This is a genomic window from Ruegeria sp. CDSA089 (genome assembly GCF_059612205.1).
In genome coordinates this window covers 356,422-379,236 of record NZ_JBXWQD010000005.1, presented here as the reverse complement: position 1 = coordinate 379,236, position 22,815 = coordinate 356,422, and the positions used below count along the sequence as shown (strand labels likewise).

23 protein-coding genes and 1 tRNA gene are annotated in these 22,815 nt (G+C 58.3%); 19 read left to right on the top strand and 5 right to left on the bottom strand.

Features of this window, described 5'->3' with window-relative positions; all coding sequences use genetic code 11:
* The first annotated feature begins 23 nt into the window (after positions 1 to 23).
* From paaA to AC2FJ6_RS14455, 5 genes are read left to right on the top strand one after another with little or no spacing between them, the layout of a single operon-like run.
* Positions 24 to 1,019, top strand: coding sequence for a 1,2-phenylacetyl-CoA epoxidase subunit PaaA (gene paaA, locus AC2FJ6_RS14475; protein ID WP_170773575.1), 996 nt, complete (start codon positions 24 to 26; stop codon positions 1,017 to 1,019).
* A 3-nt stretch (positions 1,020 to 1,022) separates the two neighbouring features.
* A complete protein-coding gene (paaB, locus tag AC2FJ6_RS14470) occupies positions 1,023 to 1,313 on the top strand; it encodes a 1,2-phenylacetyl-CoA epoxidase subunit PaaB (RefSeq protein ID WP_170785990.1) in 291 nt (96 codons plus the stop codon).
* On the top strand, positions 1,313 to 2,074 hold the full coding sequence (paaC, locus tag AC2FJ6_RS14465) for a 1,2-phenylacetyl-CoA epoxidase subunit PaaC (RefSeq protein WP_170773571.1): 762 nt from the start codon (positions 1,313 to 1,315) through the stop codon (positions 2,072 to 2,074). Before paaB ends, paaC begins: the two co-directional genes overlap by 1 nt.
* A 5-nt stretch (positions 2,075 to 2,079) precedes the next feature.
* Positions 2,080 to 2,538: a 1,2-phenylacetyl-CoA epoxidase subunit PaaD gene (gene paaD / locus AC2FJ6_RS14460; RefSeq protein WP_170773569.1), complete on the top strand. Its 459-nt coding sequence runs from the start codon at positions 2,080 to 2,082 to the stop codon at positions 2,536 to 2,538.
* 9 nt (positions 2,539 to 2,547) lie between these two features.
* Entirely contained in the window at positions 2,548 to 3,615 is a 1,068-nt protein-coding gene (locus tag AC2FJ6_RS14455; protein ID WP_170773567.1) for a ferredoxin--NADP reductase, read from the top strand.
* On the opposite strand, the gene AC2FJ6_RS14450 is transcribed toward AC2FJ6_RS14455, so the two are convergent.
* Genes AC2FJ6_RS14450 through paaI form a run of 3 tightly spaced genes read right to left on the bottom strand, consistent with a single transcriptional unit; the run spans position 3,612 to position 5,962 of the window.
* A complete protein-coding gene (locus AC2FJ6_RS14450) occupies positions 3,612 to 4,220 on the bottom strand; it encodes a TetR/AcrR family transcriptional regulator (RefSeq protein ID WP_170773565.1) in 609 nt (202 codons plus the stop codon). The genes AC2FJ6_RS14455 and AC2FJ6_RS14450 overlap by 4 nt on opposite strands.
* 4 nt (positions 4,221 to 4,224) lie before the next feature.
* The gene (paaK, locus tag AC2FJ6_RS14445; protein ID WP_170773563.1) at positions 4,225 to 5,526 is read right to left on the bottom strand and encodes a phenylacetate--CoA ligase PaaK; all 1,302 of its coding nucleotides are present in this window, start codon (positions 5,524 to 5,526) and stop codon (positions 4,225 to 4,227) included.
* Between the two features lie 10 nt (positions 5,527 to 5,536).
* Positions 5,537 to 5,962 carry a hydroxyphenylacetyl-CoA thioesterase PaaI gene (gene paaI / locus AC2FJ6_RS14440; RefSeq protein ID WP_170773561.1) on the bottom strand — a complete coding sequence of 142 codons (426 nt, stop codon included), beginning with the start codon at positions 5,960 to 5,962 and terminating at the stop codon, positions 5,537 to 5,539.
* Between the two features lie 149 nt (positions 5,963 to 6,111).
* Between paaI and paaZ the strand changes: the two genes are divergently transcribed.
* From paaZ to AC2FJ6_RS14420, 4 genes are all read left to right on the top strand, one after another.
* A complete protein-coding gene (gene paaZ, locus AC2FJ6_RS14435; protein WP_496669391.1) occupies positions 6,112 to 8,163 on the top strand; it encodes a phenylacetic acid degradation bifunctional protein PaaZ in 2,052 nt (683 codons plus the stop codon).
* A 74-nt stretch (positions 8,164 to 8,237) separates the two neighbouring features.
* The gene (locus tag AC2FJ6_RS14430; RefSeq protein WP_170773557.1) at positions 8,238 to 8,972 is read left to right on the top strand and encodes a hypothetical protein; all 735 of its coding nucleotides are present in this window, start codon (positions 8,238 to 8,240) and stop codon (positions 8,970 to 8,972) included.
* Positions 8,973 to 9,121: 149 nt separating this feature from the next.
* Positions 9,122 to 9,985, top strand: a complete 864-nt coding sequence (locus AC2FJ6_RS14425) for an SGNH/GDSL hydrolase family protein (protein ID WP_170773555.1) — start codon at positions 9,122 to 9,124, stop codon at positions 9,983 to 9,985.
* Between the two features lie 23 nt (positions 9,986 to 10,008).
* Positions 10,009 to 10,893, top strand: coding sequence for an SGNH/GDSL hydrolase family protein (locus AC2FJ6_RS14420; protein WP_170773553.1), 885 nt, complete (start codon positions 10,009 to 10,011; stop codon positions 10,891 to 10,893).
* Here AC2FJ6_RS14420 and AC2FJ6_RS14415 read toward each other — a convergent pair.
* Positions 10,890 to 11,519 carry a response regulator transcription factor gene (locus AC2FJ6_RS14415; RefSeq protein ID WP_170773551.1) on the bottom strand — a complete coding sequence of 210 codons (630 nt, stop codon included), beginning with the start codon at positions 11,517 to 11,519 and terminating at the stop codon, positions 10,890 to 10,892. The genes AC2FJ6_RS14420 and AC2FJ6_RS14415 overlap by 4 nt on opposite strands.
* A gap of 218 nt (positions 11,520 to 11,737) precedes the next feature.
* On the opposite strand from AC2FJ6_RS14415, the gene AC2FJ6_RS14410 reads away from it, so the two are divergent.
* The 7 genes from AC2FJ6_RS14410 (at position 11,738) to AC2FJ6_RS14380 (ending at position 18,156) form a co-directional block, all read left to right on the top strand.
* Positions 11,738 to 12,979, top strand: coding sequence for a pyridoxal-phosphate-dependent aminotransferase family protein (locus AC2FJ6_RS14410; protein WP_170773549.1), 1,242 nt, complete (start codon positions 11,738 to 11,740; stop codon positions 12,977 to 12,979).
* Between the two features lie 28 nt (positions 12,980 to 13,007).
* Positions 13,008 to 14,204: a malate--CoA ligase subunit beta gene (locus tag AC2FJ6_RS14405; RefSeq protein WP_170773547.1), complete on the top strand. Its 1,197-nt coding sequence runs from the start codon at positions 13,008 to 13,010 to the stop codon at positions 14,202 to 14,204.
* Positions 14,204 to 15,094, top strand: coding sequence for a succinate--CoA ligase subunit alpha (gene sucD, locus AC2FJ6_RS14400; RefSeq protein WP_496669389.1), 891 nt, complete (start codon positions 14,204 to 14,206; stop codon positions 15,092 to 15,094). Before AC2FJ6_RS14405 ends, sucD begins: the two co-directional genes overlap by 1 nt.
* Positions 15,094 to 16,065, top strand: a complete 972-nt coding sequence (locus AC2FJ6_RS14395; protein WP_496669393.1) for a 2-hydroxyacid dehydrogenase — start codon at positions 15,094 to 15,096, stop codon at positions 16,063 to 16,065. The genes sucD and AC2FJ6_RS14395 overlap by 1 nt, the downstream gene beginning before the upstream one ends.
* Before the next feature lie 30 nt (positions 16,066 to 16,095).
* Positions 16,096 to 17,073 (top strand): HpcH/HpaI aldolase/citrate lyase family protein, encoded by a 978-nt coding sequence (locus AC2FJ6_RS14390; protein WP_480503809.1) that lies wholly within the window; start codon positions 16,096 to 16,098, stop codon positions 17,071 to 17,073.
* Between the two features lie 220 nt (positions 17,074 to 17,293).
* Positions 17,294 to 17,815, top strand: coding sequence for a DUF4142 domain-containing protein (locus AC2FJ6_RS14385; RefSeq protein ID WP_496669387.1), 522 nt, complete (start codon positions 17,294 to 17,296; stop codon positions 17,813 to 17,815).
* An 11-nt stretch (positions 17,816 to 17,826) separates the two neighbouring features.
* Positions 17,827 to 18,156 (top strand): cupredoxin domain-containing protein, encoded by a 330-nt coding sequence (locus AC2FJ6_RS14380; RefSeq protein WP_170773540.1) that lies wholly within the window; start codon positions 17,827 to 17,829, stop codon positions 18,154 to 18,156.
* Between the two features lie 101 nt (positions 18,157 to 18,257).
* On the opposite strand, the gene AC2FJ6_RS14375 is transcribed toward AC2FJ6_RS14380, so the two are convergent.
* A tRNA-Leu gene (locus AC2FJ6_RS14375) sits at positions 18,258 to 18,342 on the bottom strand.
* 392 nt (positions 18,343 to 18,734) lie between these two features.
* On the opposite strand from AC2FJ6_RS14375, the gene AC2FJ6_RS14370 reads away from it, so the two are divergent.
* Genes AC2FJ6_RS14370 through AC2FJ6_RS14360 form a run of 3 tightly spaced genes read left to right on the top strand, consistent with a single transcriptional unit; the run spans position 18,735 to position 22,812 of the window.
* Positions 18,735 to 19,142 carry a hypothetical protein gene (locus AC2FJ6_RS14370; protein ID WP_174819453.1) on the top strand — a complete coding sequence of 136 codons (408 nt, stop codon included), beginning with the start codon at positions 18,735 to 18,737 and terminating at the stop codon, positions 19,140 to 19,142.
* A 2-nt stretch (positions 19,143 to 19,144) separates the two neighbouring features.
* Positions 19,145 to 21,154: a dynamin family protein gene (locus AC2FJ6_RS14365; RefSeq protein ID WP_170773538.1), complete on the top strand. Its 2,010-nt coding sequence runs from the start codon at positions 19,145 to 19,147 to the stop codon at positions 21,152 to 21,154.
* Between the two features lie 8 nt (positions 21,155 to 21,162).
* Entirely contained in the window at positions 21,163 to 22,812 is a 1,650-nt protein-coding gene (locus AC2FJ6_RS14360; protein ID WP_170773537.1) for a dynamin family protein, read from the top strand.
* Positions 22,813 to 22,815: the final 3 nt, after the last annotated feature.

Sequence of the window (22,815 nt, the reverse complement as noted above, 5' to 3'; positions counted from 1 at the left end):
GGGTGTGTAAGGAGGACGCAGCCATGTACGCGCAGATGGTACAGTCGACCGGAAAAGGTGTTCAGGACCGCAAGGAGATGAGCCCCGAGGATCAGGCCTTTCAAGACCGCATTGATCGCGGCGAAAAGATCGAGCCCAAGGATTACATGCCCGACGCCTATCGCAAGACGTTGATCCGCCAGATCGGACAACACGCCCATTCCGAGATTGTCGGCCAACTGCCCGAAGGCAATTGGATCACCCGCGCCCCGACACTAGAACGCAAAGCCAATCTGCTGGCCAAGGTGCAGGACGAGGCGGGGCATGGGCTTTATCTTTATTGCGCGGCCGAAACGCTGGGGGTCAGCCGGGATGAGCTGGTCGAGATGCTGCACTCCGAGCGGATGAAGTATTCGTCCATCTTCAACTACCCCACCCTCACATGGGCCGATATGGGCGCGGTTGGTTGGCTGGTTGATGGGGCTGCGATCATGAATCAGGTGCCGTTGCAGCGCACCTCTTATGGTCCTTACGCGCGGGCGATGGTGCGTATCTGCAAGGAAGAAAGCTTTCACCAGCGTCAAGGCTATCACATCATGATCAAGATGGCGAAAGAGGGCACAGCTGATCAAAAGCGCATGGCGCAGGATGCGCTGAACCGGTTCTGGTACCCCGCGCTGATGATGTTTGGACCCTCCGACAATGAAAGTGTGCACTCGGCGCAGTCGATGGCGTGGAAAATCAAGATCAACACCAATGATGAGCTAAGGCAGAAATTCGTGGACGAAACCGTTCCGCAGGCCGAGTTCCTTGGCCTGACCATCCCCGACGAGAACCTGTGTTGGAACGATGAGACCGGACATTATGAATTCAGCGAACCCGACTGGTCCGAATTCTTCGAGGTGATCTCGGGCAATGGCCCCTGCAATGTCGAGCGTCTGAACGCCCGGCGGAAGGCCTGGGACGATGGCGCGTGGGTGCGTGAGGCCATGCTGGCCCATGCCCGCAAATCCCAAAAACGCGCGCAAGCGGCGGAGTAAGCAATGACACATGAAAACGAATGGCCCCTGTGGGAAGTCTTTATTCGCGGCCAGCACGGGATGAGCCACCGGCATGTCGGCTCATTGCACGCAGCCGATGCAGAACACGCGATCCGCAATGCGCGCGATGTCTATACCCGTCGGAACGAGGGCGTCAGTATCTGGGTGGTCGAGGCCGCGAAGATCACCGCCTCCAGCCCCTCGGATAAGGGGCCTCTGTTCGATCCAGCGCGGGACAAGGTCTATCGTCATCCAACGTTTTACGACATTCCCGAAGAAGTTGGGAAAATGTGATGGCTGCTGGAAACCCGCTGTTCGAATTCCTGCTCAGGCAAGGGGACAATGCCCTTGTGCTGGGGCACCGCACGTCGGAATGGTGCGGGGTTGCGCCAATTCTGGAAGAAGATATCGCGCTGGCTAATATGGCGCTGGACCTGATCGGTCAGACGCAGATGTGGCTGGGCTATGCGGGCGAGGTCGAAGGGACCGGTCGCTCGGCCGATGATCTGGCCTATCTGCGCGACGTCTACGATTTTCGCAACCTGTTGATGCTTGAGGTTCCGAATGGCGACTTTGGCCGAACTCAGATGCGTCAATTCCTGTTTGATGCATTTCAGGTGCCTTGGCTGACGCGCTTGCAAGACTCTCGCGATACCCGCGTTGCCGAGATCGCGGCGAAATGCGTGAAAGAGGCGCTCTATCATCTGGAACGGTCGTCCCAGACCGTGATCGCTTTGGGTGATGGAACCGAGGACAGCAACGCGCGCATGGTTGAGGCGTTGATGTTCCTGTGGCCCTATAGCGGCGAGATGTTTGTTGATGACGCAACCGATCAGGCGATGGCCGATACGGGCGTTGCCCCCCTGCCCTCGGAGCTGCGCGCGCCGTGGTTGGAGACCGTCGAAGCTGTTGCGGCAGAGGCCTGTCTGACCCTGCCTGACAGCGACTATGCGCAGAAAGGCGGGCGTACAGGGTTCCGCCATACAGAACACCTGGGCCATATGCTGGCGGTGATGCAAACCTTGCAGCGCTCCTATCCGGGGGCCACGTGGTAGGTACGATGGCTGTCACCGAAGCGGAGGTCTGGGATTGGCTTGAAAACGTGCCCGACCCCGAGATTCCGGTGATCTCGGTCGTTGATCTGGGCGTGATCCGGGGGGTGGACGTCAGGAATGACAGTGTGACTGTGACGATCACGCCGACCTATTCCGGGTGTCCCGCCATGGCGGTGATTGCGTTGGATATAGAAACCGAATTGTCGCGCAACGGTATCGACAATCTGGACATCCAGATCCGTATAGCGCCGGCATGGACAACCGACTGGCTGTCCCCAAGAGGCCGCGCGCGGCTGGAGGAGTTCGGCATCGCCCCGCCGCAACCCGCAGGTGGCCCTGAACGGTGCCCGCATTGCAAATCTGAGCAGGTCGAAAAGATCAGCCAGTTCGGCTCGACCCCTTGCAAGGCCCAGTGGCGCTGCATGGATTGTCTTGAACCCTTTGACTATTTCAAATGTATCTGAGGTCCCGTTATGGCTATGTTTCATCCCCTTAAAGTAACGGACATCCACAAAACCATCCGCGACGCGGTGGTCGTGACCTTGAAACCCGAAAACCCCGAGCATTTTGCGTTTGCGCCGGGCCAGTATCTCACCTTCAAACGGGATTTCGATGGAGATGAGTTGCGCCGGTCCTATTCGATCTGCGCCGCCCCGCATGAAGGTATCTTGCAGGTTGGCATCAAAAGTGTGGATGGCGGTGCCTTTTCCACCTGGGCTAATACCGAGCTGCAAGTGGGCGACGTCATGAACGCCATGCCGCCGATGGGCAATTTCCATGCGGCCGCCAATGCCGATGCGCCGCACTACCTGGGCTTCGCTGGGGGCTCTGGCATCACGCCGGTGCTTTCGATCCTGAAAACCGCATTGACCGAGGACCCGTCGGCCCGGTTCACACTGGTTTACGCAAACCGTACCCCCAATACGATCATGTTTCGGGAAGAGTTGGAGGACCTCAAGAACCGCTTTCTGCACCGGTTGAACATCGTGCATATCCTGGAAGATGACAGTCAGGAGATTGACCTGTTCAAAGGCCGCGTCGATGCCGAAAAATGCGCGGCCCTGTTCCAGCACTGGATCGACATCAACTCGGTCTCTCTGGCCTATATTTGTGGGCCAGAACCGATGATGCTGGCGATTTCGCAGTCGTTGCAAGATCACGGCCTGACAAAGGATCAGATCCGGTTCGAGCTGTTTGCTTCATCCCAACCGGGACGTGCCAGAACCCGCGCTGTCTCGCGGTCGGTGGCTGAGAATGGCATCAAGGGGCGCGTCACATTGGGCGGCGAAACGCGGCAGTTCACCATTCCCAAGGATACCAGCCTGCTCGAGGCCGCGCTGGCTGAAAACCTGGATGCGCCCCATGCCTGCAAGGCGGGCGTGTGCTCGACCTGCAAGGCGAAAGTGTTGGAGGGCGAGGTCGAGATGGTCGCCAACCATGCGCTGGAAGACTATGAGGTTGAGGCAGGGTTCGTTCTGACTTGTCAGTGCTTTGCACTGTCCGACAAGGTGGTCTGGGACTATGACGAGGCGGGGCACTAGCCCGCGTTCTGCACTCCGGGCAACCCGGCAACGGTTAGGCGCGCGATGGTTCTGGCATAGCCTTCGCGATCGGCCCGCGTGGCTTTGGGTTGCCACATATAGTACCAGTTCAGCATTCCGAAGACTGACATTGTCACTTCGCGCAAAAGCTGCTGGTTATCTCCCAGCTTGCCGTCACTGATCGCGTTGAGAATAGCGCTCATCTGCGCGACCATGTCTTTTTGGTAGGCCTTCAGAACCTTCTGCATGTTTTGCGGCAGCAGCGACACGCCTTCGCTTTGGATTTTGTGTTCGAAATCCATGCCTTCATAGGCCAACAGGTATTCCCGCAGAACCAGATGCAATCGATCCGCTGGGGGCATGTCGTCCAAATTGAGAGCCGTAACGCGGTTATTCAATTCAGAGAGGTAAGTGTCCAGAATATCGAACAACAAGGCCTCTTTGCCGTCGTAATAGTGGTAGATGTTGGCCTTCGAAATCCCCGCAGCCTTAGCCACTTGGTTCATCGAGGCGCGCGCAATGCCTTCGCGTGCGAACACGCTGGCGGCGACCGACAGGATGCTTTGACGTTTCTGGTCGTGGTCTTTTGCGATAGTGCGAGCCACTGGCTTAGCCCTTGGGCCTGTTGTCGATCACGCGGCGGGCTTTGCCCTGACTGCGTTCAACACTGCCAGGGGTGCCGACAGATACGGTCGCGCCGACGCCGATTGTGTCCCTGATCTTTTTGGCCAATACCCCGGACAGGGCCTGTCTGGCGTCCTCGCTTGCCGCAGCCTCAACATGCACCGTCATCGCGTCCATGCGCCCGTCGCGGGTCAGTTCGATCTGGAAATAGGGGGCCAGATCAGGGGTCGCGAGAACGAGTTCCTCGACCTGAGTGGGAAACACATTCACGCCGCGCAGAATGATCATGTCGTCCGAGCGCCCGGTGATCTTCTCCATCCGCCGCATGGACCGCGCTGTGCCCGGCAACAGCCGTGTCAGATCGCGGGTCCGGTAGCGGATCATGGGCAGGCCCTCTTTGGTGAGGGTGGTGAAAACCAATTCGCCCATTTCGCCATCCGGCAGAACCTCTCCGGTTTCGGGGTCGATGATTTCGGGAAAGAAGTGATCCTCCCAGATATGCAACCCGTCTTTGGTTTCGACACATTCATTGGCCACACCCGGCCCCATGATCTCGGACAGGCCGTAGATATCGACCGCATGCATGTCGAACGCCTCTTCGACCTCGGCACGCATTGCGTTGGTCCATGGCTCTGCGCCAAAAATGCCGACCTCCAAAGAGGTGTCACGCGGGTCGATCCCCGCCGCGTGGAATTGTTCCAGGATGTTGAGCATATAGGACGGCGTCACCATGATCGTGCTGGGGCGGAAGTCTTGAATCAGCATCACTTGCCGCTCGGTCATACCGCCCGAGACCGGGACGACAGTGCAGTTCAGCTTTTCCGCACCGTAATGTGCACCCAAGCCGCCGGTGAACAGGCCATAGCCATAAGCGACTTGCACAGTATCACCGGGTTTGGTGCCGCTGGCGCGCATGGATCGGGCGACCAGATGGGCCCAGTTGTCGATATCCGTGCGCGTATACCCGACCACCGTCGGCTTTCCGGTGGTCCCGGATGAGGCATGAAGGCGCAGGATCTGATCCTGCGGCACGGCGAAAAGCCCAAACGGATAATTGTCGCGCAGGTCATTTTTGTAGGTGAATGGGAATTTGGACAGGTCGCTCAGGTCCGTCAGATCATCCGGGTGAACCCCTGCTGCATCGAACCGCTGTCGATACATGCGCACATTGTCATAGGCGTGTTTCAGTGACCATCTGAGCCGCTGTAACTGAAGCGCTCTGATTTCATCCAGAGACGCAATTTCGATCGGGTCGAGCGTGTCTCGGGCCGGTGTCAGGTCTTTCATGGGCGCCTCCCTATTCTTCGAACAACTGTCCGGGCACGGCCCGAGAGCCGCCGCGGAATTCAGCGATCACAGCGTCGCTTTGGTTGGTGACGGTCACGTCGTAAATGCCGCTGCGCCCGGTCAGGGCGATCTCGCGCGCGCGGGCCGTCAGGCGGTCGCCCAAGCGGCCGGGCGTGATGTAAGAAATCGTGTTGTGTTGGGCGACAGTGGATTGATTGCGGCTGTTGCAGGCAAAGGCAAAGGCGCTGTCGGCCAGCATGAAGATCAGCCCACCGTGGCAAATCCCGTGCCCGTTGACGTGATGTTCTGCGACGGTCAGGGACAGCTGCGCCTGCCCCTCATCCACCATATCAATCTGCATACCTGCCCAGGGGCTGGCATTGTCCGAGGCCCACATGACCTGGGCTGCACGTTCGGCGCGCTCTCTCGGGGTCATGATGGCACCTTTGGACGTCTGTCAGGCGCGTTATCCAGCACGACATTCTCCTTGATCTTTGCCCGTCCTAAATCTAAACATTCCATAAACCGACCGGTAGGTCAATTAATCAGTGACGCCTTGCCGGTCCTTATCGCGGGGATCGCCAGATGAATATTCAGGACGTGCACAGCTATGTTTGCGGGCAATGGATCGGCAGCGACAGCACCGCACGCGAGATCCATTCGGCCGTTACCGGCGAGCTGATCGCGCGCGCCGGAGCCAGCCACTTGGATGTGGGCGCGATGCTGGAATACGCGCAGACCAAAGGCGGCCCTGCCCTGCGCAAGATGAGCTTTCACGACCGGGCTAGAATGCTCAAGGCGCTGGCGCTGCATCTGGGTCAGCATAAACAGGCGCTTTATGACGCCTCTTTCGCGACAGGGGCGACTCAAAGGGATCACATGATTGATGTCGATGGCGGGATCGGCACGGTTTTGGTCATCGCCAGCAAGGGTCGGCGCGAGATGCCCAATGACACGATCTATCTGGACGGCCCGGTTGAACGTTTGTCGCGGCAGGGCACGTTTTTGGGCCAGCATGTCTGTACCTCGCTGACCGGTGTGGCCGTTCACATCAACGCGTTCAACTTCCCGGTCTGGGGGATGCTGGAAAAGCTGGCTCCGACCCTGCTGGCCGGTATGCCCGCGATTGTGAAACCGGCCACCGCGACCTGCTATGTGACTGAGCTGTGCGTTCGGATCATGCTGGACAGTGGTCTGCTGTCCGAAGGGGCCGTGCAGCTGGTCAGCGGCAATCTGGGCCCGATACTGGATCATCTGGGCGGGCAGGATGTCGTCAGCTTCACAGGCTCGGCGGCGACGGCCCGCAAGCTGCGCAGTGCGCCCTGTATTCTGGACAACGCCACCCGCTTTGTGGCCGAGCAGGACAGCCTGAACGCGTCAGTCCTTGGTCCGGACGCAGTGCCCGGAACGCCCGAGTTTGACTTGTTTATCAAGGAGGTCCAGCGTGAGATGACCGCGAAAGCCGGGCAGAAATGCACCGCCATCCGCCGCATCATGGTGCCTGAGGCGCATATCGACGCGGTGTCAGATGCCCTGCGGGATCGGTTGAGCTCGGTCGTGATCGGGAATCCGGCGGATGAGAAGACTCAGATGGGAGCGCTGGTTTCGCAAGCTCAACGCCGTGATGTGTTGGAAAAGGCGGCTCTGATCGGGCAAGAGGCCGAGCGTATTTTCGGCGACCCCGATGATTTTACTGTCCACGGCGCCGACGCAGACAAAGGGGCATTTGTCCCGCCGATGCTGTTCCGCTGTAATACGCCGGATGCGGCCCAAACTCTGCACGCGGTCGAGGCCTTTGGTCCTGTTTCTACAGTGATGCCCTATCGGGATTTGGATCACGCGATTGAACTGGCCAACAAGGGCAAGGGCAGCCTTGTGGCTTCGGTCATCACACATGACCCCGAGGTCGCGCGCCAGTTTGTGATTGGTGCCGGGGCGTTTCATGGGCGGCTCTACCTCAACAACCGTGACTCGATGAAAGAAAGCACCGGCCATGGGTCCCCCCTGCCCCACATGGTTCATGGCGGCCCTGGTCGCGCAGGCGGCGGCGAAGAGCTGGGCGGCATACGCGGTGTGATGCACTATATGCAGCGAACTGCCGTACAAGGCAGCCCGGACCTGTTGACGCGGATCGGCAAGAAATGGGTGCCGGGGGCGACCGAGGCCAGGGACCGCGCCCATCCCTTCACCCGCACGTTCCACGAATTGGAGGTCGGTGAGACGCTGGTGACGGACCCGCGCGAGATATCGCTGGATGATATTGAAACCTTCGCCCATTTCACGGGCGACACGTTCTACGCGCATATTGACGAGGCAGCGGCAAGTCGAAATCCGTTCTTTCCGGGGCGGGTTGCCCACGGATACCTGCTGCTGAGTTTTGCGGCGGGGCTGTTTGTACAGCCGGACGAAGGCCCGGTACTGGCCAATACCGGCCTCGACAATCTGCGGTTTCTGAAACCGGTGCAGGCGGGCGATAGTATCCGCGTGCACCTGACGGTCATGCAAAAGACCCCGCGCAATCAGGACTATGGTGAGGTGCGCTGGCATGTCTCGATCCGCAACCAAGAGGACGACCTGACCGCCGAATACGAGTTGCTGACTATGAACGCCTATGCGCAGCCTGATCCTGCGGGATAAGCGTAGCCACGTGACCCGTCGGCATGGTACTTAAAGGGGCGCAACAGAGTGTACCCCCTTGGAAAGACCTACATTTGACTCCTGCCGAGACATTGATTGAAGACCTTAGCGCGCTGGAGCCGATCAAGACCTGGTCCCTGATCGTGACGCTGTTTGGTGACCTGAATGGCCAGCCCGTCACCGGCAAGCAGCTGGGTGCAATTCTGGGCCGGGTCGGGATTAAGACCGAAGCCATGCGCGTTGCCCTGCACAGGCTGCGCAAGGAAGGCTGGATCGTATCCACCAAAATCGGCCGCGAAGTGACCTATAGCCTGTCCAGCCATGGTTTGGCCGAAACCCGCGCGGTCTATGAGGACGTGTACCGTCAGGATGTTAAATTTCCCGATGGTTGGTGTGTGGCTTTGACTCGACAGGATTGTGAGCCGACCGGCGCGATGATCCGTCTGGACCGGGCATTGTTTCTGGTGCCGGTATCCGAGGCTACGCGCAGCGATCAGACACGGCTGCGGTTTGAACCCGAGCCCGTGCCCATGTGGTTCGCCGGCAAGATTGTTGCACCGCAGACCATAACGCATGTGCAGCGTCTTCATGATCTGGCGGGACGCATGGATTTTCTGACCCTGCCCGCCCTGCCCCAAGCCACGATACGCCTTCTGCTTCTGCACCATTGGCGCAAAATTGCGCTGCGAGGGTCAAGCTGGGCCCATATCTCACTATGTCCAGACGGCCCGCTTGCGCTATGCCATCAACGTGTTTCGGGTTTGTTGGCCGAACTGCCCAAACTTTCAACGGATCACCTGACGATGTGAGGTCGACTCCGTCGTGCTCACCTATGCAACAGCGCAACGAACCCTTTTTGTAACCTGGTGTTGATTGGTATTTCATTGCCCAATACGCCATCTTTTACCGATCAGTAAGAAAACGGGTTGAAATTTGACCGCACGATCAAGGTGACTGCGTGACGACAAAGATAGTTTCATTTCTAAACGCAGCGCTGGTTTCGGTGCTGATGTTGGGCGGCCACTCGGCCTCGGCACAGCCAGATATTCTGGTGCTTGGGGATAGCCAGATCTCGTTCGGGGCGGGCAAGGAATATGTTCGGTTCTTTGCGGAATTGCCGAACCGCTGCGAGATGACGCAAAAGCGCACCAAACTGCTGGAAAAGCTGGGCACGCGCCAGACGGCGGCCATCGGGGTGCGGTCGACATCGCTTCAATCATGGACCTCGACCAGCGGGCCGACGCGCGGTGCCATTTGTGACGTTGACAAGAAATACGGCGTGAATGCAGGCGCCTACGGCATCGACGGCAACCCGGACCGGGTGTTCATCCAGATCGGCAAAGGCAAGTCCTATCAGTTCTGCAAGCCGAAACAGACCGCCTTCGAGTCGATGTTTGCAGATGGCTACTATGACCCTGACCTGCTGATCCTAACCTTTCTGGGCAATTCTGCGGACAGATGGGCAAACTCACCCGACGCGGCCGAAGAGGACGTGCGGCGGACTTTAGCACAGGTGCCTGAAGATACGGCATGTATCTATATCTCCAGCGCACCGGTTTACCTGAAAAAGACCAATGACAAGCGGATGAAAGCGCAAACCGCCATCGCCCGCGCGTTCGACCGCGCCGATGCGCAGTGTATTGCGGTTGAGGGGTTCAACGCGAAAACACGTGCGGCAATCGAAGGGAAGCCCAAGTTTTTTCGCCGCAACGATGCCGGTCGCGTCAAAGACCCGCATCATCCCAGCAACGCCGCCATTCGCCAATTTTTAAAGATCAACACGACCGAGTTTTGCGACGCCATATTCTCGGCCCTTGAATAAAGAGACCGCATAAAGGGGGAAACATGCAGTTTCTGACAAAAGCACTGAGCCTTGTCATAGGCGCGTTGATGATGGTGCCTGCAGCGCAGGCGGAACCTTTCGACTCGCCCGAGATTTTGATTATCGGTGACAGCCAGATATCTTTCGGGTCAGGCCCGGCATTTCTGGAGTTTTTCAGCGACATAAAAAGCCATTGCAAACCAAACGCCCAGCAAAAAAGCCATCTGAAACGTTTGGGGAAGATGCGCGTGGGTGTCATTGGTGTTCGTTCCAGCTCGATCAGCGCGTGGACGGCGCGATCGGGGGCTGGAAAGGACACGATCTGCAAGGTCGATCCGAAATGGCGGGTGAACGCGGGTGCCTATGGTTTTGTCAACAATTCCGACAAGAAATTCGTCCAGATCGGGCAAGGGCGCGAATACCAGTTCTGCGCGCCGGGGACCTCGCCTTTGGAGCAGATGCTGCGCGAGGATTACTATGACCCAAAGCTGATACTGATGTCATTTCTGGGCAATTCGGCCAAACGTTGGGCCAACAGCCCCGAGGCCGCGATCCGCGATGTGCAGCGCCTGAAAAGCCAGCTGCCGCCGGATTTGCCCTGTATCTTCATGACGACGGCACCGGCCTATAAGAAAAAGATCGTGGACCTGCGTCTGCGCGCGCAGGAAAACCTGATGAAGGCGTTTGAGACCTCTGGCCTGCGCTGTTCTTTCGTGCCGGGGGCGACGCCGGAAACCGTTGCGGCCAATCAGGGTAACAAAGAGTATTTCCGGCTGAACAAGAAAGGGCTGGTCAAGGATCCCTACCATCCCAACGAAGCGGCCGCGAAAAACTTCTTTGCGCTTGAGATGGATCAGATTTGCACGGCCATTTTCACCCAGATCGAACCGGTGAAAGAGCAGAGCTAGTCCGATGCCGTCTTGGACGAATAGTAGAAAGCAATTGCCTGGGCCCGGTTCTTGACCGAGAGCTTTTCGTAGATGTTGGACAGGTGAAACTTCACCGTGTTGGCCGAAATTTGCAGCTCTTTCGATAGATCACGGTTGGATAAGCCTTTGGCCAAGGCTTCAAGGATTACAATTTCCTTGCGCGACAGGCTTTGCAGCGGGTCCCTTTGCATTTTGCGCACGTCGATAAATGGGAACACCATCTTGCCGCGCGCAACGTCGATGCAGGTTTCCAGCAGCCCCTCGACCTCGCCCGAGCGCGAGGCGAACCCGGCCGCCCCCGCCTGCATCGCCAATCGGGGGATTTCTCCGCCGTCATCGCCATAGACGACAAAACGCGGCGGGTTCTCTTGTTCGCGCAGGACCTCGATCAGCTTTGCAGCACCAAGAACGGGCAAATTCCACGAGATCACGCAGATTTTGACCGGCACCCGCATGATGGCACCCAGAAACCCTTCGGCCGTTGCTGACGTGGCGACCAGAGAGAATCGTGGGTCACGCTCGAATATTTCAGACATGGCCGACAGAACCAGCGGGTTGTTGTTGGCCAGCATGACGTCGATGGGGCGTGAGGCGGCATCGGACATTGATTTTCCTCGAAAAATTACAAAAACTACCCGTATGGGTAGGATCAAAATCCGTATACAACGGCATATTTACCAGAATGGGTAGTTTCTTACCCACCCCAACAGATATCCAAAGGCAGTAGTAAGTTACGTTGCGTGACGAGGCAAGATTCGATTTTCCTCACCCTCAACACGTCTGGCTGGGCGCCCCCAACCCCGGTCGTTTTGGAGGATCGAATGTGACATTTCAAATCTACCCTACCCTCGAAATCCCTGAAACACTTGCTGCGGGTCCTGGCCCCGGCAACACGGATGCCCGCGTTTTGCAGGCATTCGCCAGTGCCGGTGTTGCCGACCATATGCAGGGCGATGTTCTGCGCGGCATGATCGAATGCAAGCACATGCTGCGTCAGATCTGGGGGACTGAGAACACCTATACTTTCGCTGTCGCCGGAACCGGTTGGAGCGGGCTGGACACCATGTTCTCGGCCGTGATGCCGGGTGACAAGGTTGTCGCCTTTACCAACGGCACCTTCTCGGGCATCGATGCGCTGACCCTGCGGATCAAAGCCGCCACCCCGGCCGAGCACGCAGCAAACCCGCTGGACCCGCAAGCTGCCAGCGTCACCGTGATTGAGGTGCCCCATGGCCAACCCGTCACCGGCGAGATGGTCGACGAAGTTTTGGCGCAGCATAAACCGAAATGGGCCTTCATGGCGCACTGGGAAACCGGTTCGGGCCGTGTGAACGATATTCAGGGCTTTTCGGACGCGTGCGAACGTCATGGCGCGATGGGCCTGATCGACGCTGTGTCGTCTCTCGGTGTGTCGGATTTCCGCATTGACGATTTCCCTGGCGTCGCAGGATGGGCGTCGTGTCCGCAAAAAGGCCTGTGCTGCCTGCCGCTGACCTATGCACCAGTCAGCTTTACCGACGCTTATATCGAGGTATTGAAGACGTCGGGCGCTTATTCCTACGTTCACAACCCGATCTTCGAGGCGCGCCACTGGGGCATCGTCGATGGACAAGATGTCGAGAAAGGCACTTACCACCGCACCCATTCGGGCTATGCCGTGGCCGCCTTCCATGAATCCCTGCGCCTGACCCTGATCGAGGGGCTGGCCAAACGTGCCCAATCCTACAAAACGCACGAGGCCGTGCTGCGCGATGCCGTGACTGCGATGGGATGCCAGGTGACGTCGGATATGCCCAGCCTTGTGGTGTTGAACCTGCCGCCGGAACTGGCCGGTCGTGAGATGGAGCTGGTGCAGAATTGTCGGGCACAGGGTTTTGGTATCTGGCCGACGCTCAGCGCGCCTGTTCAGGTCCGGATTGGCATCCTGAACCAGCTGAACCACCAGGCCATCAGCCACATCGTGCGCCTGTTCGGCCAAGCAGTGCAGGATATGGGTGGCTCTGTTGATCTCGAGGCGATCGAGGCCCTGCTGGAAAGCCGCTACGGCACGTCGATCGCGGCCTGACCGCACTGCATGAACGGGAGGATTGCAGATGGATATCCATGAATACCAAGCGAAAGAACTGCTGTCGAAATTTGGTGTCGAGACCCCTTCGGGGGCCTTGGCCTACAGCCCCGAACAGGCCGCTTATCGCGCGCGCGAACTGGGCGGTGACAAGTGGATCGTCAAGGCGCAGGTCCATGCCGGTGGGCGTGGCAAGGCCGGGGGCGTCAAGCTGTGCAACTCGGAAAGCGAAATCCATGCGGCCTGTGACGACATGTTCGGCCGTAAGCTGGTCACGCATCAGACCGGACCCGAAGGCAAAGGCATCTACCGCGTCTATGTGGAATCTGCCGTGCCGATCGACCGCGAGATTTATCTGGGCTTTGTGCTGGATCGGTCCAGCCAGCGGGTGATGATCGTGGCCTCGTCCGAAGGCGGGATGGAGATCGAGGAAATCTCGGCCGAGCGTCCCGACAGCATCGTGCGCTCGATCGTTGAACCGGCGGTGGGCCTGCAGGAATTCCAAGCCCGCGAGATCGCGTTTAAATTGGGGCTTGAGCCGAAGCTGACCCAACACATGGTCCGCACCTTGCAGGGTTGCTATGCCGCTTTCAGCGAGCTGGACGCAACTATGGTCGAGATCAACCCGCTGGTCATCACCGGCGACGACCGTGTGTTGGCACTGGACGCGAAGATGAGCTTTGACGACAACGCTCTGTTCCGTCGCCCTCAGATCGCTGAACTGCGCGACAAAAGTCAGGAAGACCCGCGCGAAAGCCGCGCGGCGGATCGGGGCCTGTCTTATGTCGGGCTGGATGGCAATATCGGCTGCATCGTGAACGGCGCCGGTCTGGCTATGGCCACGATGGACACGATCAAGTTGGCCGGTGGCGAGCCTGCGAACTTTCTGGATATCGGTGGAGGTGCCTCGCCCGAGCGGGTGGCCAAGGCCTTCCGGCTGGTTCTGTCAGATGACAATGTTCAGGCGGTTCTGGTCAATATTTTCGCCGGTATCAACCGGTGCGACTGGGTGGCCGAAGGTGTCGTGCAGGCGCTGCGCGAGCTTGAGATTGACCTGCCAGTTATCGTGCGCCTTGCGGGCACAAATGTTGAAGAAGGCCAGAAAATCCTTGCCAAATCGGGCCTGCCGATCATTCGCGCGACAACCCTGATGGAAGCCGCCGAACGCGCCGTGGGCGCATGGCGCAACGATTTGACCCAAAACACCAAGATGAGGGCTGTGTAATGAGCATTCTTCTGGACCGCGATAGCCGTGTGATCGTTCAGGGCATCACCGGACGCATGGCGCGCCTGCACACTAAGGATATGGTGCAGTACGGCACCAATGTCGTCGGTGGTGTTGTCCCGGGCAAGGGTGGCGAAACCGTTGAAGGTGTGCCCGTCTTTGACACCGTCAAACAAGCGGTCGAGGCCACCGGCGCCGATGCCAGCCTCGTTTTCGTGCCGCCCCCGTTTGCCGCAGACTCAATCATGGAGGCCGCAGATGCAGGGATCCGCTATTGCGTCTGCATCACTGACGGCATCCCGGCGCAAGACATGATCCGCGTCAAGCGCTATATGTACCGCTATCCCAAGGATAAGCGCATGGTGCTGACCGGCCCGAACTGCGCCGGAACCATCAGCCCCGGCAAGGCGCTGTTGGGGATCATGCCGGGCCATATCTACCTACCGGGCAATGTGGGCATCATTGGGCGCTCGGGTACGCTGGGCTATGAGGCTGCGGCACAGTTGAAAGAGCGTGGCATCGGTGTGTCGACCAGCGTCGGCATCGGTGGCGATCCGATCAATGGCTCGTCCTTCCGCGATATCCTAGAGCGGTTCGAACAGGACGAAGACACTGAGGTTATTGCTATGATCGGCGAGATCGGCGGCCCTCAGGAAGCCGAGGCGGCAGAATATATTCGTGATCACGTCACCAAGCCCGTTGTGGCTTATGTCGCGGGTCTGACCGCGCCGAAGGGCCGAACCATGGGTCATGCGGGTGCAATCATTTCGGCCTTTGGCGAAAGCGCCAGCGAGAAGGTGGAAATCCTGACCGCTGCGGGCGTGACCGTGGCCGAAAACCCGGCGGTGATCGGTGAGACCATTGCCCGTGTCATGGGAAGGGCTGCGTGATGGTCAAACCTTCGGTCCTTGTCACCCGTCGCTGGCCCGCTGCCGTCGAGGCACAGCTGGCCGAAAGTTACAACACCGTGCTGAATACCGGGGACAAACCAATGTCCCCGGCCGAGATCCGCGACGCGCTGAAAAAATACGACGCGGTTCTGCCCACTGTGACCGATACGCTCAGCGCCGAGGCGCTGGACGTGCCCGCCGCGCAAACCAAAATCCTCGCCAATTATGGCGTTGGCTACAGTCATATCAACGAATCGGCCGCCCGTGATCTGGGCATGACCGTGACCAACACGCCGGACGTCCTGTCCGAATGCACCGCCGATCTGGCCATGACGCTGTTGCTGATGGCCGCCCGTCGCGCGGGTGAAGGTGAGCGCGAGCTGCGCGCTGGTGGCTGGACCGGCTGGCGCCCGACCCATCTTGTGGGCACCAAGGTCAGCGGCAAGACGTTGGGCATTATCGGTTTTGGCCGCATCGGTCAGGAAATGGCCCGCCGGGCGCATCACGGGTTCGGTATGAACATTCTGGTACAGAACCGCAGTGCGGTCGCGCCTGACGCGCTTAAGCAATTCAATGCAACTCAGGTCGACACGGTGGACGATCTGCTTCCGCAATGCGATTTCGTCTCGCTGCACTGTCCCGGAGGTGCTGCGAACCGGCATCTGATCAACGGGCGCAGGCTGGATCTGTTGAAGCCGGATGCCTTCCTGATCAACACCGCCCGCGGTGAGGTCGTGGACGAGCACGCGCTGGTGCAATCTCTGACATTCGACACGATTGGCGGCGCAGCGTTGGACGTGTTTGACGACGAACCACGCATCAGCCCGGACCTGCTGCAATGCGACAATCTGGTGATGCTGCCGCATTTAGGCAGCGCCACCCGTGAATCGCGCGAGGCTATGGGCTTTCGCGTTTTAGACAATCTGGGCGACTTCTTTGCAGGCCGCCCACCCCGTGACCGCGTGATCTGACGCGCTTTACCTCTCAAAGGATTCAAACTCATGAGCTTTTACGCCATCGAACAGGCCCCCGCGCGCCTGAACCGCAGCGAACTCGCCGTGCCGGGCAGCCAGCCCAGTATGTTCGAAAAAGCGGCCCAGTCGGATGTCGATGTGATCTTCCTTGATCTGGAAGACGCGGTTGCGCCCGACGAAAAGGAACAGGCCCGCAAGAACATCATTCAGGCTCTGAATGACATCGACTGGGGCAACAAGACCATGTCCGTGCGGATCAATGGTCTGGATACCCACTACATGTACCGCGACGTGGTCGATGTGGTCGAACAGGCGGGTGAACGTCTGGACCTGATCATGATCCCCAAGGTCGGCACCGCAGCAGATGTTTATGCGGTCGACATGATGGTCACTCAGATCGAAGACGCGATGGGGTACAAGAAACGCATCGGGTTCGAGCACATTATCGAGACCGCGTTGGGCATGCAGAACGTCAGCGAGATTGCGGCCGCCTCGAAACGCAACGAAAGCCTTCATTTCGGTGTGGCTGACTATGCGGCCTCGACCCGCGCGCGCACCACGATCATTGGTGGCGTGAACCCGGACTATTCCGTACTGACCGATCCCGATGGTGACGCATCCCGCGCAACCCATTGGGGCGACATGTGGCACTATGCGCTAGCGCGTATGGTCGTGGCTGCGCGCGCCAACGGCCTGCGCCCGATTGACGGCCCGTTCGGCGATTTCCAGGACCCCGAAGGCTATAAGGCGGCCGCCAAACGCGCAGCCGTTCTGGGCTGCGAGGGTAAATGGGCCATCCACCCCAGCCAGATCGCGCTGGCCAACGAAGTCATGTCACCCAGCGATGCCGAAGTCACCAAAGCACAGCGCATTCTGGTCGCCATGGCCGAGGCCGAGACTGCCGGGAAAGGGGCCGTATCGCTGGATGGTCGCCTGATTGACTATGCTTCGATCCGGCAGGCCGAAGTCATGGTCGAAAAAGCAAAGCAGATCGCAGCCGCTTGATCTGCTTGCCTCGCGCGGCGCTGCCTGATCCCAAACAGCGCCGCGCGTTTTGGTCACTTTTCTGTGGGTTTGGGCGGTCTGACTTGCCAATCCCGGCTCACATTTGCGCGCGCGTTCCGAAATCTGAACGATCTGTGCTGGATTTTGAACGGCTGAGTATGTGGTCTTGATCATCGTTGGGGATACTGGGCGCATCAGTCCAATCCAACGGAGATCCGTCATGAAAAGATTCCTCGCCACTTTCGCCATTTCGCTGGCTGTCGTAACCGCTGCTTCGGCGCGGGACGTTGCTGATATGAGCGACCTGGAATACGCGCATATCGCCTATACTGCTGACAACATTGACATTCGCTATGCGCATCTGGCTCTGGCGCTGTCGGAAAATCCCGACATCCACGAGTTTGCCAATACGATGATCCGGGATCATACCGCCGTTAACGCAGCGGCGCTGGGACTGCTGGACAAGTTGGGTGCATCGGCGCAGGACAATGCATTCAGCCAGACATTGAATTCCAACGCGGAAGAGATCATCAACAATCTGTCGCAGCTGCGTGGTGCCGAGTTCGACAAGGCCTATGCGGCCAATGAACTGGCGTATCATCAGGCCGTCAACGAGCTGGTTGAGAACACCATGATCCCCAATATCGACAATGCCGAGGTTAAGGCGCTGTTCGAGCAGGGCCTTGAGATTTTCAAAGCGCATGAAGGTCATGCGGAAATGATGGTCGAGTCTCTGAACTGATGTGCAAACCTGTGTCACGTCGATTCGTCGTGACCGGAGCGGCTGCTTCGGCAGCCGTTTTGGCATCGCGGGGAAGTGCAGAGAATGCCTCAAAGACGCATGAAATCCAAATCCGTCGCTTCAAGTTTGAACCCGATCACATACAGGTTCGTCCGGGGGATAGGATCAAATGGGTCAATCTGGATATCGCGCCCCATACAGCGACCGCAGATGATCGCAGTTGGGACACGTTTGAGCTTGTGAAAGACGCAAGCGGTGAAATTCAGGTCACGGAAGGGATGGAACAGTCCTATTTTTGCGAGTTTCACCCTCATATGAAAGGCCGGATCGAAATCCTTTGATCGGTCGACATGGCTTTATCTAAGCCTCACCAAGCGAACCGTCGTCCCAGTTATTGGGGCGCGGAAACCGGTTCCATTCCAACAAAAACTTTAGAAAGAAATGGTGCGGGTGGAGGGACTTGAACCCCCACGCCTTGCGGCGCCAGAACCTAAATCTGGTGCGTCTACCAATTTCGCCACACCCGCATCGTGGCATCTCGTGCCAGACTGAGGGCCAAATAGCAAAGCTTGAACCCAAGTGCGAGAGGGAAATTTCGACTCAGGTCAATAAATTCGGCTGGTCGGATCACGTCGTAATCACGGGCCGGCAGCGTTCGCCGCTTGCTCGCGTGGACAGCTTGGTGGTTGAGTGCATTATTGTCGCCTGCGGTCGCACAAAAATTATCGCTAAGATATTGTATATAAACAAGAAACATAATTGCGCCACATTTCAAACGCCAAAAAATCTTATTCGCGTCAAATTAAGACCCCCTTGCAGATGGTTGATGGGCGCTGGGACCAGATGAGTCTTTTTGCCTCCGGGCGTTGTTGAAGAGCTTTTGCTCAACTCCAGAAAAAGGGTCGAAAACGTGACCAACATGATGAATTCAGCTGTGACCGAGCAAGATGCCGTTGGCCTTGCACGGGAAAGTTTTCTGGGCGAACTGAAATCCCTGAACCGGGATCATCCGAATACGGGTTTTGGCATTTCGTTGCGCACACATTCGGGGGGGCACTATCTGTTGGCCAATTCCCGCATGCCGCTGCCCGAAACCAAAGCCGCAGGTTTCCCCACGGGCCGTCGTCTGGCCTGTCTGGAAAACAGTGACAGTTTCAGCTCGATCGAAGTGCTGGCCGATTCCGGGGCTTATGAAAAGATTTCGCCCTCGGCCGAGGCTGCCATTCTGGGCAATGCACTGAACCTGATCGCGCGGATCGACACGCTGACCAGCGTGCAGCACGACCAGATAGACCATCCCATCGCCGCTACAGGAACCGGAGGTTAACCATGGCGCGTAACGATCACCTTTTGTCCGTTGGCAACGAAGCTCTGACGCCGATGACCTCGGCCATGACGGCTTTGACCACGCAGATCGACCAGCTGACAGAGGTGGCGGATGCGCGCTCCTCGGCGCGTCTTGCGACGCTGAAAACGCGGATGGAGAACTTCACCGCCAGCGTCACGCTTGTGGGACAGGTCAAGGCAGGGAAATCCTCGATCGTGAATATCCTGGCCGGGCGCCCTGCCCTTTTGCCTTCGGATGTGAACCCGTGGACTTCGGTGGTGACGACGCTGAACATCAACACCCGGACTGAGGGCGACAAAAAGGCCAAGTTTACTTTCTTCGAACAGGAAGAATGGGACAACCTAATGGTCGGCGGTGGCCGTCTGGGTGAATTGGCTAATCGCGCCGGGGCCGATGACGAGATGGACGATATCCGCCGCCAAATCGGCGAGATGAAGGCCAAGTCGGAAGATCGTCTGGGCAAGCATTTCGACCTGATCCTGGGCCAGAGCCACCAATACGATTATTTCGACGAAGAACTGATCCAGCGCTATGTTTGCCTCGGGGATGAGGATGACCCGGATATCAATCCAAAGACTGGGCGATTTGCCGATGTGACGAAGTCTGCGGAACTGTTCATGGACATCCCGCAATACCCGATTTCGCTCAGACTGTGTGACACGCCCGGCGTCAACGATACCTTCATGGTGCGGGAGCAAATCACCTTGCGCAGTCTGCGCGGGTCCGAGGTTTGCGTGGTCGTACTGGCGGCAAGTCAGGCGCTGACCACGATGGATATGGCACTGATGCGCATCATCGCGCAGTTCGAGAACCGCCAAATCATCCTGTTCGTGAACCGAATTGATGAACTGGCCGATCCGGTCAATCAGGTGCCCGAAATCCGCGACCGTATTCAGGACACGCTGAAACAGAACAATATCGATGGCAATACCAGCGTCGTGTTTGGCAGCGCACTTTGGGCCGAGGCCGCACTGACCGGTAATCCTGACATCATGAACGAGGAATCGCGGCAGGCACTGAACACCTTCTATTTGGCTGCAGGGTTTGGCGATCAGGCCCCCTCGCTGGACAAGATCTGGGCGCTTTCAGGCCTGCCCGATCTGCTGTTGGCGATGAACGAACGGATCGCCGAAGGCGCAGGCACCCGCCTGTTGGACCGTGTGCGCCACAAAGCGCGCAACATTGCCAGCCAAATCCGCGCAACTGCCGTAGCCAAGAAACTGTCAGATGGTGATGGTGTGGTGCGTGACCTCGACGGTGTCTCTCCTGAGCAGGCCATTGCGACCGTTATTGCGGAATATGACAAAAAGGCCGCTGTGCTGACCACATCCCTGCGGGAAAAAGTGCTGGAGCGCCTGAACTCGGCCGAAAAGAACTTTGTCAAACGCGCGACGGATTCCTTGATTGCGCATCTGGAAGAGAATGGCGAAGAAGGCACTTGGCAATACGATCCCGCCGGACTGCGGACCTTGCAAAAGGCGGCCTATTTCAGCTTTGCCCGCGCGATGCGTAAAGAGGCTGGTGCGCTTTACAGTGCTGCTGCGGCGGATGTTGAAGCCCTCTATCATAAGCTGCTGGGTAATCATCTTGGCGAGTTCGCAATCGAAGCACCAATTGTGCCGCGTGTCCCGCCCCCGTTGGGCATCGGGCGCACGATTGCGCTGGATTTGCAAAGCACGTGGTGGCGCCGCTGGTGGCAACGCCGCAAAGGGTTCGAGGCTTACGCCGCAGACTACACCCGCCTGATTGCGTCCGAAGCAAGCTCGATAACGAAGGATATCGAAGAAAACCAGATCGCGGCGGTGTTGGAAAACGTGCGTGCTGTTTTGTCTGACTTCCTGCGCGAGCAGAAAGAGACATTGCTGAACATATCGGCCACCGCCGAGACCGACGCATCCCGGAATGCGCTGATGGCGGGCATGGCCCCGCAGAAATCGCGCGACGATATCCTGGGCGACATCCTGAAAGATCTAAGCAACGAGGCAGCATAAGTAGCGACATGGCAAAAGATTCACAAACCCGCTTCGTTTCAACCAAGGCTTGGGAGCGCATTGAAAACTGGTCCCGGCGCAAACCCGTTTTCGCGCTAATGGGAGAGTTCAGCGCAGGCAAATCGACGCTGATGAACTTCCTGCTGCGCTCGGACGCTTTGCCGACGCAGGTCACCGCCACCCAACTTCCGCCCGTGTGGTTTAGCTGGGGTAAGCAGTCCGCCTATGTCCAACGACCGGATGGGTCCCGGGACACAATCGGATTGGATCAGCTTGAATCGGTCGGGGTCAACGACGCTCAGTTCGTTCGGATTTTCCTGCAATCGGATATTCTGGAAGCTGTCGATCTGATCGACACGCCCGGTATCTCGGATCCGAAGATCTCGGATGATGTCTGGCGGCGTGCTGTGGGTCAGGCGAATGGCGTGTTGTGGTGTACCCATGCAACGCAAGCCTGGCGCGAGACTGAACGCGCGACATGGGTGTCTTTGCCAGAGCGGTTGCAGCACAATTCACTGTTGCTGGTCACGCGGGCAGATGTTTTGGACGCAAAGGACCGCCAGAAAGTTTTGCGCCGGGTCAACCGTGAGGCTGGGCATCTGTTCAACCGTTCCATTCTGTTCTCGGCCCGCGATGCGATTATGGCACGTGACAAAAGCGGCGATGCCGAGCAATGGGCGCGCAGTGGCGGTGGCAAGATGGTGGACAGTTTTCTTGAGATCACCGAACAGATCATGGACAACCGGGCCCATCAGTTGGCCAGATACCAGATTGATGACAGCCTGACCGGCGCGCCTGACATGAACGCTTTGCGCCCCGATGCCAACGGTGCGCGCGCACCACTGAAGCTGGTAGACCCGGTTGATGTCTCGGATGCCGAGGATGTTGTGACATCCTTCCCGGTTCGCCCCGCCCGAGTGGAACTTCGCAAGGACGACGCGGATCGCGCGCCTCGGATCGACGCGGACGAAGCGGAACGGATGCGTGCGGAGATGACGAACTCGCCCGAGGACGCACAGGAGGAAGACCTGCGATCCTTCTTCCGGGACGCCGAAGAGCCCGAAGTGACGTTGACAGAAATGTCCGCTGGAGCGGAGAGCGACGACACCGAGGTTGATGCGTTCGAACAGGAAGTTGCTGCATTCGAAACTCCAGTTGACTCGGACGAGGAAACATTTGTCGATGCGCTTGAGGAAAAACTGGCTTCAACTCCAGAACAGCCCGAGGTTGAGGATACTTCGGCTCCGGAAATTAGCGCAGAAGGTTCCGTTTCGTCCATTGCCGCGTTGATGGCCGAACAACCCGAAAGCGCCGAGGATGAGTTCGAGCCTGAGCCCGAAAGCAACAGCCTGATCGACATTCAGGTTGTCCCTCTCACCGGTGCCAAACGGACCGACAGCGACGCGCAGCCCGAAAAGCTGGAAGATCTGCTGAATGTGCCCGCCGGATCACCGCTGAGTGCGGCCGCGATGTGGCGCGACATTACCGAAAACGAGGACCTGCCTCAGGATGCGGACGGCCTGAAAGCTATGTTCCAGTCCTTCCTGGTCGAGTTTGACCAGATCGCGGCAGAACACAGCGCCCGCAAATCTAAGCAGGACATGTCTTCGCTTGCCAAAAGCAACAAATCCGGCGGGGCCGAGTGGCATGTTCTGTAACCG